Origin of the sequence: Pseudomonas sp. LPH60, assembly GCF_030718165.1 — a bacterium.
GTDB classification, from domain to species: domain Bacteria; phylum Pseudomonadota; class Gammaproteobacteria; order Pseudomonadales; family Pseudomonadaceae; genus Aquipseudomonas; species Aquipseudomonas danubii.
Genome location: NZ_JAVAJH010000012.1, coordinates 34,574 through 54,476, shown reverse-complemented (window position 1 = coordinate 54,476; position 19,903 = coordinate 34,574). Strand labels below are relative to the sequence as shown.

Sequence of the window (19,903 nt, the reverse complement as noted above, 5' to 3'; positions counted from 1 at the left end):
TCATGCAGGCGCGTGCGATCGCCGCGCCTGATACCGCGAATCGGAGGTGGGTCATGTCGAAATTCGAGTCTCAAGCCATACCGGCATTGGGCAAGGGACGGCGCAAGAGCTTGAGCCTGGACCAATCCAGCCTGGTGACGTTCACGCCGCTGTTCGAGAACAGCTCGATTCCCCTGCTGTGTACGCCGAACGTTCCTGGCGTGGGGCTGGCGCAGTGGGCCGGGGAAAACCGCGAGCTGCTCCAGGAAAAGCTCGACCGGCACGCAACGTTGTTGTTCCGCGGCTTCGCGGTGCAGGACATCAACGAATTCAACCAGTGCGTCGATTCGATTTCCGGTGGTGCCCTGGAGTACCTGTTCCGGGCCTCGCCGCGGACCCAGATCACCAAGAAACTCAACGTCTACAGCTCCACCGACTACCCGGCCGTGGAAAAGATCTTTCCCCACAACGAGCACTCCTATTCCCCGGTGTTTCCGCTGCACCTGTATTTCTACTGCGACGTGCCGTCGACCACCGGCGGCGAGACGCCATTTGGCGACACCCGGCATTTGCTGGCGCGGATCGATCCACAGGTGCGCGAAGAGTTCCAGCGCAAGCGCGTGCTCTATGTGCGCAACTATGGCGACGGCATGGGGCTGCCCTGGCAGACCGTGTTCCAGACCGACAACCGCGCCGAGGTCGAGGCCTATTGCGCGAAGATCGGCGTGACCCCGGAGTGGAAATCCGGCAACCGCCTGCGCACCCGGCAACAGGGCCCGGCCATGGTCCGGCATCCGCGTACCGGCGAGAGCGTGTGGTTCAACCATGCGACGTTCTTCAATGCCCTGACCCTGCCAGAGAGCATCCGCGACAGCCTGCTGGCGGAGTTCGCGCCCGAGGACCTGCCGCAAAACACCTTCTTTGGCGATGGCAGCCCGATCCCCGATGACTACATCACCCATCTGCAACAGCTCTATCGCGAGGTGATGGTGGAGTTTCCCTGGGAGAAGGGCGACGTCGTGATGCTCGACAACATCCTCACCCTGCACGCCCGCAACGAATATTCAGGCCCGCGCAAAATACTCACAGCCATGGCCGTCCCGCTGAAAAGCACCGACGTGGCCATTGGTTAAGGACATCAGCATGACCGACTTTTCCCAAGCAGAGACGTTTCAGATTTCGGCCCAGCAGGCCGCGATTCTTTCCCAGCAGCAGTACCTGGGCCAGCCGCTGGCGGCGCAGGCGCTCCTGTCCTTCGACACGCCGCCCGAGCGTGCTGTGCTGGAGGCCGCACTGAACGAGGTGTGCCAGCGCCACGAAATCCTGCGCACCCGCTACCGGCAGGTGCCCGGCTTCAAGCAACCGGTGCAGGAAATCACCCCCCAGGTGCGCCTGCGCCTGTCGCTGGAAGCGGGGCGCAGCCTGCAACAGGCCCGTGCCGAGGATCGCCTGGCCCTGGCCGAAGTGCCCCTGGTGGCCTCGCTGCTGGATCGTCAGTTGCTGATCAGCGTGACCCTGGCCAGCTGTGACCGCCAGTCTCTTTCATTGCTGATGACCGAACTGCAGCAACTGTGCGCGGGACGGCAGTTGCCAGCGTTCGACAGCCTGCAGTACGCCGATTACGCCGCCTGGCAGAGCGAGCTGGGGGAGGAGGCGATCGGTCGCGAAGGCCTGCAGTTCTGGCGCACTCTGTATGCCGGACAGCAGCCGGGCGTGCGCCTGCCGTTCGAGCGCCGCCTGGACTTTGCGCCGCAGTTGCAGGAATGCCGCCTGGACACCGATCTGGCACCGGCATTGCGCCAATTGGCCAGTGCGGCCGAGCTGAGTGTCGAGGACAGCCTGCTGTTCCTCTGGGCCGGTTTCCTCGCCGGGCTGAGCCAGCAGGACTCGCTGTTGGTGGCGCTGACCGTGGACGGTCGCAGCGACCAGTTGCAGCAGACCCTGGGCCATTTCAGCCGGCGCCTGCCCGTGGCCGTCACGTTGCACCCCCAAGCCACCTTGCAAGACAACCTGCAGGCGTTCCGTCATCAGCTGGACCTGAGCCGCTCTTGGCAGGATTGCCTGAACGAGCTGGAAGCGTTCGGCGCCGAGCAGCCCCGTCCCCTGGACCTGGGTTGCTCCTACAGCGAAGGCGCCGAGGTGCAGGAGCTGCTCCTCGATCGGGCGTACTTCGAGAAGCTGCACCTGCAGGCCCGGGCCGAGGCCGACCAGCTGTCGCTGCAACTGAGCTGGCAGCCCCGTCTGCTGCCCGACGGCCTGCCTGCCGCCTGGCTCGAACAGTTCGCCCAGTGGCTCAAAGCGGCCGCCGCGGACAGCAGCCTGACCCTTGAGCAATTGCCGTTGGTCAGCGCTGATCAGGCGCAGCGCCTGTTGCAGGATTTCGATCGCAGCGCGGACCTGAGCGCCGCCGATGCACCGCTGCTGCACCAGCTGTTCGAAGAGGCCGCCCGGGCCTTTCCCGAGCGTGCCGCGATCCATGTCGATGGCCGGGAAATCACTTACGCCGAGCTCGACCGTCAGGCCAATCAGCTGGCCCACAGCTTGCGCCAGCAAGGGGTCGACAGCGACGCCATCGTCGGAGTCTATGGGGCGCGTTCCATCGAGATCGTGGTGGCCCTGCTGGGGATTCTCAAGGCCGGTGGCGCCTACCTGCCGCTGGACCCGGCCTATCCCAGCGAGCGCCTGTCCTTCATGCTCGAGGACGCAGCGGTGCGCTGCCTGATCAGCCTGCAACCCCTGCATCCGGACATCGTCCTGCCGGCCGACCTGCCCCAGATCAGCCTGGACCCTCAACTGTTGAGCGGCAACGCCCAAGCGCTGCCCAGCCGCAGCACGGGCGACAACCTGGCGTATGTCATCTATACCTCGGGCTCCACCGGCAAACCCAAGGGCGTGATGGTGTCCCACGCCAATGCCAGCACCTCGACCCTGGCCCGCGGCGCGTTCTACCAGGCGCCCCTGGAACGTTTCCTGATGCTGTCCTCGTTCTCCTTCGACAGCTCCGTGGCGGGGATCTTCTGGACCCTGAGCCAGGGCGCGACCTTGTACCTGCCCAGCGAAGAACAGCACAAGGACCCGCAGCAGGTCGCCGAGCTCATCGACGCGCAGCGGATTTCCCACTTTCTGGCCCTGCCATCGTTCTATGCGCAAATCCTCGAAGCCCTGCAGCAGCCGTCACTGCGCTGTGTGATCGTGGCCGGCGAAGCCTGTCCGGTGGAGCTGGCCCTGCGGCACCGGGAACGGCTGCCCGAGACCTTGCTGGTGAATGAATACGGCCCTTCGGAAAGTGCGGTCTGGTGTTCGGCTTTCGCCGTGGAGCAGCCGCCTGAGGATGAGCGGGTGGCCATCGGTGGCGCTATCGCCGGTACGCGACTGCGGGTGCTGGATGAAGAAGCCGGACTGGCCGGTATCGGTCGCGAGGGCGAGCTGTTCATCGGAGGTCCGGGCCTGGCCCGTGGCTACCTCAAGCGTCCGGCCCTGACCGCCAGTCGCTTCCTCCCGGACCCGTTCGCCAGCACCCCCGGCGCGCGCCTGTATCGCACCGGGGACCGGGTCAGCAGCTTGCCCCAGGGCACGCTCGACTACCTCGGTCGGATTGACTTCCAACTGAAGATCCGAGGCTTTCGCATTGAGCTGGGCGAGATCGAAAGCCTGCTCGGGCAAGCTGCCAATGTGCGCGAAGCCGCTGTCGTGACCCGGGACACGGCGGCCGGCAAACAGTTGGTGGCGTATGTGGTGCTGGCCCAGGTCGACGACCGCGAGGCCCAGGAGCAGGCCCTGCTGGCCCAGCTGCGCGAGCAGTTGCCCGAGTACATGGTGCCGTCGTTCCTCAGTGTCCTGGAGCGTTTCCCCCTGACCCCCAACGGCAAGCTGGACCGTAACGCCCTGAGCGCTCTGGAGCTGCAAGGCAGCGCCTATGTGGCGCCGCGCAACGAGCTGGAGGCCACCCTGGCCGCCATCTGGCAAGAGGCGCTGCAACTGGAGCGGGTCGGTGTGCATGACAACTTCTTTGCCCTGGGCGGCCACTCGCTGCTGGCCACGCGCATTCGCTCCAAGGTGCAAAGCGAGCTCAACCTGTCCTTGCCGCTGCGGGTGTTCTTTGAGGGCGAAACGGTGGAGCTGCTGGCCCGACAGGTCGAGCTGCATCGTGATTCCGGGGTGACAGGGGACAAGGTCGATGCCTTGGAAGCCCTGTTTGCGGAGGCCCAGGAGTGATGAATCCGTTACCCGAGCGCATGCTGGCGCTGTCCAAGCGGTTCGCCGCGTTCAGCCCCCAGGAGCGTAGCGCCTTGCAGCGCAAGATGATCGAGCAGGGGCTGTCCCTGGACCTGTTGCCGATCCCTGGGCGCAGCCAGGACCAGACGCTGATGTGCGCGTCCTATGCCCAGCAGCGCCTGTGGTTTCTCTGGCAACTGGAGCCCACCTCCAGCGCCTACAACCAATTGGCGGTGCTGCGCTTGCAGGGCGACCTGCAGGACGCTGATCTGCAACGCAGTATCCAGTACCTGATCGACCGCCATGAGGTGCTGCGCAGCACCTTCAGCCTGGACGGCCAGCAAGTGATGCAGGTGATTCATCCGCAGCGCGAATTCCTCCTGCAACGGCTGGATTACAGCCACCTTGAGGACGCCGGCCCACAGGTGGCCGAACAGGTGACGGAGCAGGGCGAACGCCCCTTCGACCTGGAGCACGACCTGCTGTTGCGGGCGACCCTGATCAAGCTCGGGCCCCAGGAACATGTGCTGCTGTTCTGTACCCATCACATCATCAGTGATGCCTGGTCGCTGCCGATCCTGGTGGGCGAGGTGACCAGCGCCTATGAGCACTGGCGCCAATACCAGCGCGCGCCGGACCTGGCGCCGCTGGCGGTGCAGTACGCCGACTTCGCCGTTTGGCAGCGCCTGTGGCTGGAAGCCGGTGAAGCCGAGCGGCAGCTGCAGTACTGGCGCGAGCGCCTGGGCAGCGAACCCTTGACCCTGGAACTGCCTCTGGACCGGCCGCGCCCGCCGCTGCGCAGTGCCCGGGGCGGGCGCCACGCCATGGTCTTCGATCAGGACCTGGACCGCGGTGTGCGCGAACTGGCCGCGAGTACCGGCTGCACCCTGTTCATGGTGCTGCTGGCGTCCCTGCAGGTGCTGCTGCAGCGCTACAGCGGTGCCCGCAGCATTCGCGTGGGCACGCCGGTGGCCAACCGCACGCGGGCCGAAGTCGAGGGGCTGATCGGCTTTTTCGTCAACACCCAGGTGCTGCAGGCCGAGATCGACCCGCAGCAGTCATTCAGTGCCTTGCTGGCCCAGGTCAAGACCCGGGTGCTGGAGGCCCAGGCGCATCAGGACCTGCCGTTCGAACAACTGGTCGATGCCCTGCAGCCTGAGCGCAGCTTGAACCAGAGCCCCTTGTTCCAGGTGCTCTACAACCACCTGGCGGGGGACAACGAAGGCGCGCGGGTGGAGATTCCCGGGCTGAAGATCGAGGCCCTGGCCAGCGACAGCGAAGCCGTGCGCTTCGACCTGACCTTCAACACCCATGAAGAAGGCGGACGCCTGCAGGGGGCGCTGGTCTACGCTAGCGACCTGTTCGACCCGCAGACCATCGAGCAGATGGCCCGGCATTGGCACAACCTGTTGCAGGCGGTGGTGCGCGAACCGCAGCGTCGCCTGGGCGAACTGCCGATGCTCGATGCGGCAGAGCGCACGCAGATACTGGAGCAGTGGAACCTCGGCAGCGCCTTTGAGCGTCCACCCTTGTCGGTACCGGCCTGTGTCGAGGCGCATGCGCTGCGCAGCCCCGATGCGCCGGCCGTGGTCTGCGCCGGGCAGCAACTGACGTATCAACAGCTCAATGCGCAGGCCAACCGCCTGGCGCGTCAGCTGCGCGAACGCGGCGTGGGGCCGGATGTGCTGGTGGGCATTGCCGCGCAACGCTCGATCGAGATGATCGTGGGCCTGCTGGCGGTGCTCAAGGCCGGCGGCGCCTACGTGCCTCTGGACCCCGAATACCCGCAGGAACGCCTCAACGGCATGATCGAGGACAGCGGGATTACCCAGTTGCTGGCCCAACAGCAGCTGATCGGGCGTTTTGCCGATCTGCCCGGGCTCTGTATCGAGCCCCTCGAGGATTCGCCGGCACGCCAGGCCCTGAGTGCCGACAACCTCGAACCCCTGACGGCTCCCGGACACCTGGCGTACGTGATCTTCACGTCCGGCTCAACGGGGCGGGCCAAGGGCGTGACCATCAGCCACGGCGCCCTGGCCAACTACGTGGCGGCCATTCATCAGCGTCTGCCGCTGGCGTCGGCCCGCAGCATGGCGCTGGTGTCCACGCCGGCGGCGGACCTTGGGCACACGGTGCTGTTCGGTGCCCTGTGCGGCGGCCAGGCGCTGCATGTGATCAGCGCCGATCTGGCGGTGGACAGTGCGGGCCTGGGCCAGTACCTGCAACAGCAACAGATCGATGTGCTGAAAATTGTCCCCTCGCACCTGGCGGCGCTGTTGGGTGAGGACAATGGCGCGGTGCTGCCACGTCAGTGCCTGGTGCTGGGTGGCGAAGCCTGCCCGGTGAGCCTGGTTGAGCGCATCCAGCGCCTGGCGCCGCAGTGCCGGATCGTCAACCACTACGGGCCGACCGAAAGCACCGTGGGCGCCCTGACCCAGGCCGTGGAGGGCGACTGGTCCCAGGCTGCGTCGATTCCCCTGGGCCGGCCACTGGCCAATGTCCGCGCCTATGTGCTGGACAGCGAAGGCCAGCCGGCCGCCGTCGGCAGCCTGGGCGAACTGTATCTGGCCGGTGCCGGACTGGCCCGTGATTACCATCGGCGCCCTGAGCTGACCGCTGCCAGCTTCATCCCCGATCCTTTCGACCCGCAGGGCGGCGCCCGCCTGTACCGCACTGGCGATCAGGTGCGCTACCGCCGCGACGGCAGCATCGAGTTCTGCGGGCGCATCGACCAGCAGATCAAGATTCGTGGCTTCCGGGTCGAGCCGGGAGAAATCCAGGCCTGCCTGCACAGTCATCCCTGGGTGCGCGAGTGTGCGGTACTGGCCCTGGATGGACCCCAGGGCAAGCAGTTGGTGGCCTATCTGGTGTGCCAGTCCGGGCTCGACCCGGATCAGTGCAAGGAAGGGCTCAAGCAGCACATGAACGCGCACCTGTCGGCCCATCAGGTGCCCAGCCATCTGCTGTTGCTGCCGGCGCTGCCCCTGAGCCCCAACGGCAAGCTGGATCGCCAGGCTTTGCCGCGCCCTGAGCAGGGCCGTCCGCAGGACCTCTACCGTGCGGCACAGAACCCCGTGCAACAGACACTGGTGGATATCTGGCAGGAGGTCTTGAACCAGCCGCGAATCGGTATCAACGACAACTTCTTCGAACTCGGTGGTGACTCGATCATCGCCATCCAGATGGTCAGCCGCGCACGCCAGGCGGGCTTGCAGATTTCCTCCCGGGACGTGTTCCGCAGCCAGAGCATTCTTGAGCTGGCAGCGGTGGCCAAGCAAGGCACGGCCTTGTTCATCGATCAGGGACCGGTGCGTGGCCCGATGCCGCTGACGCCGATCCAGCAGGTATTTTTTGCCAGCGACATTCCCCAGCGCCAGCACTGGAACCAGTCGCTGCTGCTGACCCCTCGCGAGCCGTTGCAGGTGCCGCTGCTGGAGCGTGCCCTGAACCAACTGCTGGTGCAGCACGATGCGTTGCGCCTGAGGTACCGACAGCACGCCGGCCTCTGGCAGGCCGAACACCAGGAGCATCCCGAGCCGGTCAGCCTCTGGCGGCAGTGGGTGGCGGATGCCGCAGCTATTCAGGCACTGGGCCAACAGGCCCAGAGCAGTCTCGACCTGGAACAGGGGCCGCTGTTGCGCGCGGTGCTGATGGACCTGGACGATGGCAGCCAGCGTTTGCTGCTGGTCATCCATCACCTGGTGGTGGACGGCGTGTCCTGGCGGATTCTGCTGGAGGACCTGCAAAGCCTTTATCGGCAGTTGGCCGAGGGTGCGGTGCCGGTCCTGCCGTCCAAGACCAGTGCTTTCCAGGATTGGGCCGTGCACCTGCAAGACTGGGCGCAGCGCCTTGGGCACACCGACGAACTGGATTACTGGTGCCGGCAACTGGAGCAGGCGCCTCAGGGCCTGCCCCTGGACTATCCCGCCGGGGCGAACCTGGCGTGCCATGGCACGGCGATCAATGCCCGGCTGCCTCGGGAGCTGACTAGCCAGCTGTTGCAGGAAGCCCCCAAGGCCTATCGCACCCAGATCAACGACCTGTTGCTGGCCGCCCTGGCGCGCGTGATCTGCCGTTGGACCGGGCATTCGCAGATGCTGGTGCAGTTGGAAGGTCACGGGCGCGAGGAACTGTTTGCCGATGTCGACCTGTCGCGTTCGGTGGGCTGGTTCACCAGTCTCTATCCGCTGTGCCTGACTCCGGCGCAGCCACTCTCGGATTCGATCAAGGCGGTCAAGGAGGACTTGCGTCGGGTCCCGGCCAATGGCCTGGGTTATGGCGCGTTGCGTTACCTGGGGCCGGACGCGGTCCGCGAACGCCTGCAGGGGCTTGCGCAGCCGAGGATCACCTTCAACTACCTGGGGCAGTTCGACCAGAGCTTCGACTCGCAGTCACTCTTGGCTCCGGCGCCGGAAGCGGCCGGTGACGAACGTCACCACGAGGCGCCACTGAGCAATTGGTTGACGGTCAACAGCCAGGTCTATGGGGGCGAACTGTCCCTGAGCTGGAGCTTCAGCCATCAGTTGTTCAAGCCGCAGACGGTTCAGCGCCTGGCCGATGATTACCTGCTGGAACTGCAGGCGCTGATCGAGCATTGCACCCTGGATACCTCGGCGGGCGTCTCGCCATCGGACTTCCCCCTGGCCGGGTTGAACCAGGCTCAGCTGGATGCGCTGCCGGTGGCCCCACGTACCATCGCCGACTTGTACCCCTTGTCGCCGATGCAGCAGGGCATGCTGTTCCACACCCTCTACGAGCAGGCCAGCGACGATTACGTCAATCAGTTCCGGGTGTCGGTGCAGGGCCTGGACCCGCAGCGTTTCCGCCGGGCCTGGGAAGATGCCCTGCAGGCCCACGACATCCTGCGTACCTCCTTCCACTGGCAAGCGGAGCTGGAGCAACCGGTGCAGATTGTCCAGCGTCAGCTGGTGCTGCCGTTCCGGGTGCTCGACTGGTCGGACGGGCAGGCCAGCGAGCCTGCCCTTGACGCGCTGGCCGGCGAAGAACGCAGCCTGTGTGCGCATTTCGACCGTGCACCGTTGTTGCGCCTGTGCCTGGTGCAGACCACGGCCCAGGACTACCAACTGATCTACACCAACCACCACATCCTGATGGATGGCTGGAGCAGTTCGCAGTTGATGAACGAGGTCCTGCAACGCTACGCCGGGGTGGTGCCGCCACAGGCTCCGGGGCGTTATCGCGACTACATCCAGTGGCTGCAACGCCAGGATCTGAGCACCTGTGAACGTTTCTGGCGCGAGCAACTGGGGCGTTTGTCGACCCCGACCCGGCTGGCAGGCAGCATCGCCCTGGAAAACCCGGGCGCGGATGCCGGCCATGGCGAGTTCCACCATGATTGGACCCAGCCGTGGACCGAGCGCCTGGTGGCCTTCGCCCGGCAGCAGAAAATCACCGCCAACACCCTGTTGCAGGCGGCCTGGCTCCTGCTGTTGCAGCGCTATACCGGACAGAGCACCGTGGCCTTTGGCGCGACGGTGGCGGGGCGTCCTTCGGAGCTGCCGGGGATCGAGCAGCAGATCGGTCTGTTCATCAATACCTTGCCGGTGATCGCCACCCCCGATGCGCAGATGAGCGTGGCGCAGTGGCTGCAACAGGTGCAGGCGCACAATCTGCAACTGCGCGAATACGAACATACGCCGCTCAACGATATCCAGCGCTGGGCCGGCAGCAGCGGTGAAGCGCTGTTCGATACCCTGCTGGTCTTCGACAACTACCCGGTGGCCCAGGCCCTGGAGCAGGAGGAGGCTTCCAGCGTGCGCTTCGGTGCCGTGCACAGTCGTGAACGCACCAACTATCCGTTGTCGGTGGCGGTGGCGCTGGAGCAGCGCCTGAGCATCAGCTACGGCTATGCCCGGGAGGCCTTCAGCGCGGCGGTGATCGAGCGCCTCAACGGCCATCTGCTACACCTGCTGGCGCAACTGATTGATAACCCCCAGTTGCAACTGGGCGCCATCGAGCTGCTGACCCCGGCCGAGACGGCGAGCCAATGCATAGCGCCCGTCGCGCCGGGGATCGAGCCGGCGGTACACGAGAGCATCGGTGCCCTCGCACAACGCTGGCCGGAGCGTCAGGCGGTGCTGTTTGCCGGGCAGCGCTTCACTTACGCAGAACTGGACCAGCGGGCCAACCGCCTGGCCCATGAACTGGTGGCCCGCGGGGTCGGCCAGGAGGTCCGGGTCGGCGTGGCATTGCCCCGGGGCGAGGGGCTGCTGGTGGCCTTGCTGGCGGTGCTCAAGGCCGGCGGCGCCTTCGTGCCGCTGGATCTGAGCTACCCAGCCGACCGCCTGGCCTACCTCATGGCGGATTCCGGCATGGCCCTGTTGCTCAGTGACACCGAGTCGTTGCAGCGCCTGCCTTCGGCCGCCGGTCTGGCGGTGCTCGATCTGTCGCGCCTGGAGGTCGGGCAGCATCCGCTGACCGCGCCTGCGGTAACAGTGGCGCCAGAGAGCCTGGCCTATGTGATCTACACCTCGGGTTCCACCGGTCAGCCCAAGGGCGTGACCGTGGCCCATGGTCCGCTGGCGATGCACTGTCGCACCACCGGCGAACGCTATGGCATGACGCCCGAGGACTGTGAGCTGCACTTCCTGTCGTTTTCCTTCGACGGCGCTCATGAACGCTGGCTGACCGCCTTTGTCTGCGGCGCCAGCCTGCTGCTGCGTGACGACAGCCTGTGGACCCCAGAGCAGACCTGTGAAGCGATTCGCCGCCATGGCGTGACCATGGCCGGTTTTCCTCCGGCGTACCTGCATCAGTTGGCGGAACATGTGCAGCGGGTCGGCAATCCGCCGCCCATGCGCCTCTACAGCTTTGGCGGCGATGCCATGCCGCAGGCCAGCTTCGAGCTGGTCCAGCAGGTGTTGCGTCCTCAGTACATGATCAACGGTTACGGGCCCACCGAAACCGTGGTCACGCCGCTGGTGTGGAAAACCGCTGCCGGTGAGCCTTGCAAGGCTGCTTATGCGCCCATCGGCCATTGCGTCGGCGAGCGCAGCGCCTATGTCCTGGATGCCGATCTCAATCCCTTGCCAGTGGGGGTCGCCGGAGAGCTGTACATCGGCGGCAATGGCTTGGCGCGAGGTTATCTGCAGCGTTTCGCGCAGACCGCCGAACGCTTTGTTCCCGATCCCTACAGCCCCTTGGGGGGACGTCTGTATCGCACCGGGGATGTGGTGCGCCAGGGTAGTGACGGGGTGTTCGAGTACCTGGGGCGTATCGACAACCAGGTGAAGATCCGTGGCTTCCGCATCGAGCTGGGCGAAATCGAAGCGCGGTTGATGGCCCACGAACAGGTCAGCGAGGCGGTGGTTCTGGCCCAGGACACCGCCCATGGCCGGCGGCTGGTGGCTTATCTGGTGCCGGCCGCGACCGTGCTTGAGGACGAGCAAGACCAGGAAAGGTTGCGTGAAACCCTGCGCCAGACGTTGAAGGCCTGCCTGCCCGACTACATGGTGCCGTCCTATTGGCTGTTTCTCGAACGCTTGCCGCTGTCGCCCAATGGCAAGCTGGATCGCAAGGCGCTGCCCATGCCGGAAATGGTCCAGGCCAGCCACGCCTATGTGGCGCCACGCAGCGATCTGGAGAAGCGCCTCGCACAGATCTGGCAGGACGTGCTGAAGCTGGCGCAGGTCGGTCTGACCGACAACTTCTTCGAGCTGGGCGGGGACTCGATCATCTCCCTGCAGTTGGTCAGTCGAGCGCGTCAGGCCTCGATCCGCTTTACCCCCAAGGACCTGTTCGAGCAACAGACCATCGGAGGGCTGGCGGCGGTGGCGCAGTGCAGGGTGCAGGACGACATCGACCAGGGACCGGTGAGCGGCGACATGCCGCTGCTGCCGATCCAGCGTCTGTTCTTTGCCGAGCCGATTCCCCAGCGGCACCATTTCAATCAGTCGGTGCTGCTGATTCCGGCCACGCCCTTGAACCCGCTGGCCCTGAAGCAGGGCTTGCGAGCCTTGCTTGAACATCACGACGGATTGCGTCTGCAGTTCCAGCAGGGGAGCGCAGGCTGGAGTGCCAGCCATGGTCCGCTGGATCAGTCCGGGCCCGGTCCGGACCTGTTGTGGCAGGCCGAAGCCGCCAACGCCGCCGAGCTGGAGCAGCTCTGCGAGAAGGTCCAGTGCAGCCTCGACCTGCAGCGCGGGCCTTTGTTGCGGGCGCTGTTGGTGACCCTGGCGGACTCCACTCAGCGCTTGTTGCTGGTGGCCCATCACCTCGTGGTGGATGGCGTGTCCTGGCGCCTGTTGTTCGAGGACCTGCAAAGCGCCTACACCCAGGCGCTGGCCGGGCAAGCGCTGCAGTTGCCTGCCAAGAGCAGTTCTTATCAGGCCTTTGGTCGACGCCTGCAAGCCTATGCCCATGGGCCCGAGGCCCGGGCCGAACTGGCCTACTGGCGCGCGCAACTTGCGGGCGCACAGGCATCGTTGCCTGGGGTCGAACCTGGCACCCAGGCCTTGAGCCGTGACGCTGGCAGCGTGCAGGTCCAGCTCGATGCCGCGACCACCCAACGCTTGCTGCAACGCGCTCCAGCCGCCTACCGGACCCAGGTCAACGACCTGTTGCTGGCGGCCCTGGCCCAGGTCATGGGGCAGTGGACCGGACAGCCTTCGACCCTGATCCAGCTGGAAGGTCACGGGCGTGAGCAACTCTTCGAGGACCTGGACCTGAGCCGCACCGTGGGCTGGTTCACCTCGGTGTTCCCGGTGCGCCTGAGCGCCGGGGATAGCGCCGAGTCTTCGATCAAGCGGATCAAGGAACAGCTGCGGGCCATTCCCAACAAGGGGATCGGCTACGGTGCCCTGCGTTACCTGGGGGATACCGCCAGTCGCGAGGCGTTGCAGGGGCTGGCCCAGCCCCGGGTCACCTTCAACTACCTGGGGCAGTTCGACGGTAGTTTCGATGATCCTCAGGCGCTATTCATTCCGGCGCCCGAGGCCCATGGCGCGGATGCCAGCATCGATGCGCCCCTGGGCAACTGGCTGTCCATCAGCGGCAAGGTGTACGACGGCCAGTTGCGCCTGGACTGGAGCTTCAGTCAGCGCATGTTCGACAGTGCGCAGATCGAGTCTTTGGCCCAGGACTATGTCCAGGCGCTGCAGGCACTGGTGGAGCATTGCTGCCAGGCCCGCGGCGGCGTTACGCCATCGGACTTCCCGCTGGCGCGGCTGACCCAGGAACAGCTCGACGCCCTGACGCTGGTGCCGGCGCAGATCGAGGACATCTACCCATTGGCGCCGATGCAGCAGGCCTTGTTGCAGCATGAGTTGCAGGACCATGAGGCGGGGGATTTCGTCAACCAGATGTGCATGGATGTGCAAGGCGTCGACCCGCAGCGACTGCGTCAGGCCTGGCAGCAGGCCATGGATACCCATGAGATCCTGCGCAGCCGTTTTGTCTGGGGCGGGTCCCTGGTGCAGCCGCTGCAGGTGGTCCACAAGCAGGTCGAGGTGCCGTTCCAGGAGCTCGACGGCACTGTGTTGAGCAGCGCTGCGCTGGAGCGTCTGGCCCTGGCTGACCGGCTCAAGGGCTTCGACCTGTCCCAGGCGCCGTTGCTGCGTCTGCAGGCGATCAAGCTGGGGGAGGGACGCTACCGGCTGATCTGTACCAACCATCACATCCTGTTGGACGGCTGGAGCGGGTTCCAGTTGTTCAACGATGTGTTGGCGGCCTACACCGGGCAGGCCATCAGTCACCGACCGGCTGGCTACCATGACTACATTGCCTGGCTGCAGGCCCGTGACCAGCAGGCCGACGAACGCTTCTGGCGTGAACAGCTCAAGCCACTGAAGGTGCCGACCTTGCTCAGTGCCTGCGCGATGGCCCAGGGCGATCGGCAGCGGGGTGGGCATCGTCAGCATTACTTCGAGTTCGACGAGGCCCAGACCGAGCAACTGACCCGTTTCGCCCGGCAGCAGAAGATCACCGCCAACACCCTGGTGCAGGCGGCCTGGCTGTTGCTCCTGCATGTGCATTGCGGTCAGTCGACGGTGGCCTGCGGCGCCACCATCGCCGGACGCCCGCCACAGCTCAAGGGCATCGAGCAGCAGTTGGGGCTGTACATCAACGATGTGCCGCTGGTGGCCAGTATCGAGCCGGGTCAGCGTATGGGTGATTGGCTGCAGGAACTGCAAGGGCGCAACCTGCTGATGCGCGAGCACGGTTACAGTGCCTTGAGCGATATCGAACGCTGGGCCGGGTTGCCGGGCGGGGAGTTGAGCGACACGGTGATCGTGTTCGAGAACTATCCGGTCAGTGCGGCGTCGGCGGGTGGGGATGTCGGTGATTTGCGTCTGGAGAGCATGCACAGCTTCGAGCAGACCAGTTCGGCGTTGACTTTGTATGTCGAGCTCAAGGGGCAGTTGCAGTTCCACTATGACCATCGTCTCAATGCCTTCAGCGAGGCGGCGGTAGAGGCGCTGAATCTGCAGTTGGTGCAGATGCTCTGGCTGTTGGCCGATGGTTCGGCGGAGCGGTCGCTGGCGCAGGTGTTGGCGCAGCAGGGCGGGACGCCGGTTAGGCGGGAGGTGCTGTTAGGGGTTTAGGTATCGTTGATTGGTGTGATGGGCGGGAGGACAGGTGACTGTTCTCCCGTTTTTTTTGGATGGGGGAAATCTGGTGGTGGTTGGGCTTTTGCGGCGTGGGTTGGAGTACAGGTCCATTGCTGCGGGGCTGGCCGCTGGCGGTTGGGAGGGGGCATATCCATTGCTGCGGGTGCGGCGGCTGGCGGTTTCGCCCTTACGGCGAGTCACTTTGGGGCCCCAAAGTAACCAAAGGGCTTTGCCCCTCCACTTGGTGCCTCGCATAGCGAGGCATGCCCGAACTCCGGCGTTGATCCGTGGGCCGCCACCGGCCATCCCGGCCGGGTGGCGCCTAACCCGGCATCCCTGCCGGGTTACCCACGGCTCAATGCCTGCGTTCGGCCATAGTGGTTAACGGGGCGTTCAGATCAAGATCAAAATCAAGAGCCAGACGGCGGCCTTGCGGCCGGCCTGAAGCTGAACGCGCGCACTCATTCCCCTGAAGCTGGCTTGCCAACAAGGCTTTGGCTCGGGCGCTGTATGGCTTGCGGGCCTCTTCGCCGGAGCGCAAATCCAATGGCAATGCCGAAGACTGGGGGCGAAACATCGGGTCGAGGCTGGCGCCTCGGGCAAAAAATCCCCGCCCCGGTGACCGGGGCAGGGAGGGGTTCAACTGGAGGGAATCAGAAGCTGTATTTGACGTTGAACATGACGTTGCGCGGGTCGCCGTAGTAGATCGAGTTGTAGGTGCCGATACCGCTGTAGTAGTTGCGGTCGAAGACGTTGTTCAGGTTGACCGTGGCCTTGAGGTTCTGGTTGAAGTCGTAGCTGCTCATCAGGCCCACCACGGCGTAGCTGGCACGGGTGAATTTGTGGCTGGGCAGTTGGTTGTAGGCGGCATCGACGAAGCTGTTGTCGACGAAGGAGGTCGAGCTCTGCCATTGCATGTTGCCGCCTACGGTGACTTTGTTCAGTTCGCCAGGCAGGCGATAGGTGGTGGCTACCTTGAACAAGTGCTGTGGCTGGGTGGTGGCCACGCGCTTGTTCTTGGCGTCGTAGGACTCCTGGTAGACGTAGCCGGCGTTGACGTTCCAGTCCGGCAGCACTTCACCGGCCATTTCCAGTTCGACGCCGTTGGTGGTGGCGCCCTTGATCGCACGCATGGCCTCGAAGCCGTCAACGCCCATGACGCCGGTATTCTCGCCCAGGTTATCCTGCTTGAGCTGGAACAGCGCCAGGCTGGCGTTCAGGCGACGGTCGAAGTATTCACCCTTGACCCCCACTTCGTAGCTCTGACCGGTGAGCGGCTCCAGGGACTTGCCGCTGACGTCCAGGCTGTAGGGCTGCGGTTTGAAGATGTCGGTGTAGCTGGCGTAGACCGTGTGGTAGTCGTCCAGGTCATAGGTGATGCCGGCATAGGGAATGACTTCCCCGGAGTTGGTGGTGGAGATGCTCGGCAGTTGGCGCAGGGCGTTGACCCGATCGATCTGCCAGTCGTAGTCGGTGACCCGGGCACCGAGTATGAAGTTCAGGGCATCGGTGGGCTTGAGGATCACCGCTGCGTAGGAGACTTTCTGGGTGCTCTTGATGTCGAAGGTCGACCACCAGGCCCAGTCGGTCGGGTAGGGCATGCTGTTGTTCCAGTTCAGCACGTCGTCGATGACTCCAGTGGTGGTGCCGTCGATACGCTTGGAGCGGGTGGTGGCGTGGGAATAGTTGTAGCCCAGCACCAGTTCGTGGGTGCGCCCAAACAGCGCGAACGGACCCTTGGCGTAGGCATCGAAGGACTTCTCGTCGCTGTTGGAGCCGAAGTTGGCCACGCCGCCCGGCGGCAGGTAGCCATAGTCCTGGCTGTTGTCGAGATTGACGTGCTCGCTGGACATGCCGGCGATGATTTCCCGCGAGGTGTACTTGCGCGTATTGACTGTCGCCTTGAAGGTCCAGTCGTTGTCGAACTGGTGATCGAGGCCGACAAAGGCGTGCTGGGTTTCCTGGTTGCGGTAGGCGAACTTGTCCGCCGGGTTGGTGGAACGGGAGAACTTGATCCGATTACCGTTCTTGTAGAACACCGGCAAACTGGTGTTGGTCGTGGCGTCGTTGTTGTTCTTCTGGTAGTCGTAGCCGACGCTGAGGGTGGTGGAATCGCTCAGGTCGCCTTCGAGAATGCCGTAGAAAACGTTCTGTTCACCTTTCTGGTAGTCGATGAAGCTGTTGCGCTTGCCGGTGCCGGCCACCATCCGTCCGCGTATCGCACCGCCTTCCACCAGCGGGCCGGAAACGTCCACTTCGCTGGTGTAGCGGTCCCAGGAACCGGCGCCGGCGGCGACGTGGCCCTGGAATTCCCGGGTGGGGCGCTTGCGCACCATGTTGATCACCCCGGACGGATAGCCGATGCCGTTGACCAGGCCGGTAGCGCCCTTGAGCACTTCGATACGGTCGTAGATCAGGGTGTTGCCGATGCTGTAGTTGTCGCGGATGTTGCCGCCGTCGGTGCCCAGGCTGGGAATGCCGTCGTACTGGAAGTTCTGGATTTCAAAGCCCCGCGAGTAATACACGTAGCCTTCGGAGCTCTCGCGGTTGACCGTGATCCCGGGGGTCTGCTGCATGACGTGCGCCAGTTCGGTCAACCCTTGGTCATCCATCTGCTGGCGGGTGATGACGCTCACCGACTGCGGCGTTTCGCGCAGCGACAGGTCCATGCGCGTGGCCGAGTTGCTTTGTCCGGTGGTGTAGGAACCGGTCCCCTCAGTGGTGCTCCCCAGCCCCTGAGTGGAAATGTTCATGGTCCCCAGCTCCACAGCCCCACTGCTTTGCACCAGGGTCACGGTGTTGCCTTGGCGCTGATAACTCACCCCGGTCCCGCGCAGCAGTTGCGACAGGGCCTGGTCGGGCTGCAAGGCGCCCTTGATCGCCGTGCTGCGCTTGCCCTGGACGCTGTCCTGGTTGTAGAGCACTTGCAGGTCGGCTTGCTGGCCGAAAGTCTGCAAGGCGCTGCCCAGGGACTGTGCAGGAATATCGAAATTGGCTTGCTGGGCCTGTACCTGGGCGGCACAGGGCAGCGCCAATACGGCCCCAAGCAGATAGGGACGCAAGCTCGGCCGCAGCGCATGGCGCATGAGCAGGGCTTTTTTCAGGGGGGTGAGTCCAAGAGGTGCTGGCATGTTCATTTGCTCTTATTAAGCGGCAATGGGAATTCGTTTTAAATGTGAATGTTTCTCAAACTTGTTATGAGACGTTCGACTTCCCGAAAACCGGAAAGCCGATACGAAAAAAATCAGGCCGGTTCGAGTTCGCAACTGACCTTGCCCGCTTCCATGCGCACCAACTGGTCGGCAATGTCGAAATAGCGATCGTCGTGGGAGATGACGATGATGGTCTTGCCCAGGCGTTTGAGGTCCGGCAGCAGCTCGGTGTAGAAAATCCGCCGGAAGGTCGGGTCCTGGTCGGCGGCCCATTCGTCGAACACCAGCACCGGGCGTTCCTCGATCCAGGCGTTGACCAGCGCCAGTCGCTTGCGTTGCCCGGTGGACAGATCGGTGGTGGTGAAGGCCCCGTCGCGGATGCTCACCTTGTGCCCGATCTCCAGGCGGCGCAGATACTGTTCGGCCTCTTCGGGCAGTTGTTCGCCACCCTGGACCAGGTCATCGAACAGGTAGTAGTCGGCAAAGATGGTGGTGAACAGTTGTCGATAGTCGTCGCGGGTCTCGGCGGTGACAGGGCGGCCGTTGAGGCGGATCTCGCCTTCCTGGGGTCGGTACAGGCCCAGTAGCAGCTTGATCAGGGTGGTCTTGCCGCAGCCGTTCTCGCCAACGATGAAGACGATGTCGCCCTGCTTGATCCGCAGGTTCACCGGGCCCAGGGCAAAGGGCGCGCTGCCTTCGACGGTCGGGAAGGCGTAGCGCACATCGTGCAGTTCCAGGCTGTGCACGGTCTGGGGTTGGCTTGCGGTTTCACTGAGCAGCAGGTGCGGTTCGGGGGAGGAGAAGCGCTCGGACAGTTCGGCGATGCGGCGGAAGGCCACCTGGGCGCGGCTGACAATCGGCAGGTTGCCGATCAGCAATTCCAGGGGGCCCTTCATGTACAGCAGCACCAGGACGAAGCCGCTCATCACTGCGCGGTCGTTGTTGGGCCAGAAGGACTGCAGGGCCAGGGCCAGGCCGATGACCACGAAAAACAGCATGGAGCCGAAGGTCTTGGCGACGATGAAAATGTTCACCGACTCGATCTGTTTGTTGCAGATGTGCTCGGCGCTGTGCTTGATCCGCTGGTTGAACATGCGGTTGCGGCGCGGCCGGTGGATGCGCAGTTCCTTGGCGCCGTCGGCAATGGCGTTGTAGTGCTTTTGCAGGTTGTCCTCTTCATCCCGGGCGTCCATGAAGCCCTTGATGCCCTTGGTTTGCGCAACAAACTGCACGCTGCAACCAATCACGATGGCCACCAGCATCAGCAGGAACATCGGCCATGAGAGCAGGGCCAGGTAACCCAGGCAGCCCAGGGTCACGGTCAGGGAAATGGCCAGTGGCGCAAAGGCGAAGGCGAAGTCGCTGATGGTGTCGATGTCGTGGGTCAGTACCGGGATCAGGCGATGGCTGCGATAGCGTTCGATCTGCTCGATGGGCGCGCTGAGGACTTTTTCCCCCAGGTCTTTGCGCAGCTTGCTGATGATGTGCTGGCCGACGTAGTTGCTGCCGATGTCCGACAGAATCGAACACAGCAGCGCCAGCAGGCACAGCCCGGCGAAGGTCAGGACCACGCCGCGACTGAGGCCGTCGGCGCCGTTCAGGGCCTGGTTGATGGTCGCCAGCAGGACGGTGATGCTCAGGCCGCCGATGATGCCCAGCACGATCGAGACGGCCACGGTGGGCCAGAAAGGTTTGAGCAGGCCCAGCAGGTCACGGATGGCGCTGCGGCTACGCGGAGGGCTGTTCATGATGACTCCTGGTTCAAGCACGGATAAGGGCGGGTGAGAGGCGGTTTGCGTTGGGGCATGGGGGCCGGGGTGCAGCCGTCGGGTTCATCTGGTGCGCTTCCTCTGAAATGGATCGACATACGGGCAAGGGTCCGGGGTGCACAGCGCGACGCGGCGTGCAGTGCGCTGCAATGCCGGGCTTGAGGAGGCTGTCGCGTTCGGGACGGGGCTTGACTCAAGACCGTTGCAGAGAAGACGAAGT

At 64.5% G+C, this 19,903-nt stretch carries 5 protein-coding genes; 3 read left to right on the top strand and 2 right to left on the bottom strand.

Annotated features, from left to right (window positions below; translation table 11 throughout):
• The first annotated feature begins 53 nt into the window (after window positions 1–53).
• Genes Q8O96_RS30215 through Q8O96_RS30205 form a run of 3 tightly spaced genes read left to right on the top strand, consistent with a single transcriptional unit; the run spans window position 54 to window position 14,756 of the window.
• Window positions 54–1,112 (top strand): TauD/TfdA family dioxygenase, encoded by a 1,059-nt coding sequence (locus Q8O96_RS30215; protein ID WP_060840287.1) that lies wholly within the window; start codon window positions 54–56, stop codon window positions 1,110–1,112.
• 10 nt (window positions 1,113–1,122) lie between these two features.
• On the top strand, window positions 1,123–4,194 hold the full coding sequence (locus tag Q8O96_RS30210; RefSeq protein WP_305950018.1) for an amino acid adenylation domain-containing protein: 3,072 nt from the start codon (window positions 1,123–1,125) through the stop codon (window positions 4,192–4,194).
• On the top strand, window positions 4,194–14,756 hold the full coding sequence (locus Q8O96_RS30205; protein ID WP_305950017.1) for a non-ribosomal peptide synthetase: 10,563 nt from the start codon (window positions 4,194–4,196) through the stop codon (window positions 14,754–14,756). Before Q8O96_RS30210 ends, Q8O96_RS30205 begins: the two co-directional genes overlap by 1 nt.
• 659 nt (window positions 14,757–15,415) lie before the next feature.
• Here the strand turns inward: Q8O96_RS30205 and Q8O96_RS30200 are convergent.
• The gene (locus Q8O96_RS30200; protein ID WP_159426431.1) at window positions 15,416–17,893 is read right to left on the bottom strand and encodes a TonB-dependent siderophore receptor; all 2,478 of its coding nucleotides are present in this window, start codon (window positions 17,891–17,893) and stop codon (window positions 15,416–15,418) included.
• 113 nt (window positions 17,894–18,006) lie between these two features.
• Window positions 18,007–19,662 (bottom strand): cyclic peptide export ABC transporter, encoded by a 1,656-nt coding sequence (locus Q8O96_RS30195; RefSeq protein ID WP_305950016.1) that lies wholly within the window; start codon window positions 19,660–19,662, stop codon window positions 18,007–18,009.
• Window positions 19,663–19,903 lie beyond the last annotated feature (241 nt).

Excerpts from the sequence above, each read along its gene's own strand:
- Q8O96_RS30195 (WP_305950016.1), bottom strand. The coding sequence starts at position 19,662 with ATGAACAGCCCTCCGCGTAGCCGCAGCGCCATCCGTGACCTGCTGGGC.
- Q8O96_RS30205 (WP_305950017.1), top strand. The coding sequence starts at position 4,194 with ATGAATCCGTTACCCGAGCGCATGCTGGCGCTGTCCAAGCGGTTCGCC.
- Q8O96_RS30215 (WP_060840287.1), top strand. The coding sequence starts at position 54 with ATGTCGAAATTCGAGTCTCAAGCCATACCGGCATTGGGCAAGGGACGG.
- Q8O96_RS30200 (WP_159426431.1), bottom strand. The coding sequence starts at position 17,893 with ATGCCAGCACCTCTTGGACTCACCCCCCTGAAAAAAGCCCTGCTCATG.
- Q8O96_RS30210 (WP_305950018.1), top strand. The coding sequence starts at position 1,123 with ATGACCGACTTTTCCCAAGCAGAGACGTTTCAGATTTCGGCCCAGCAG.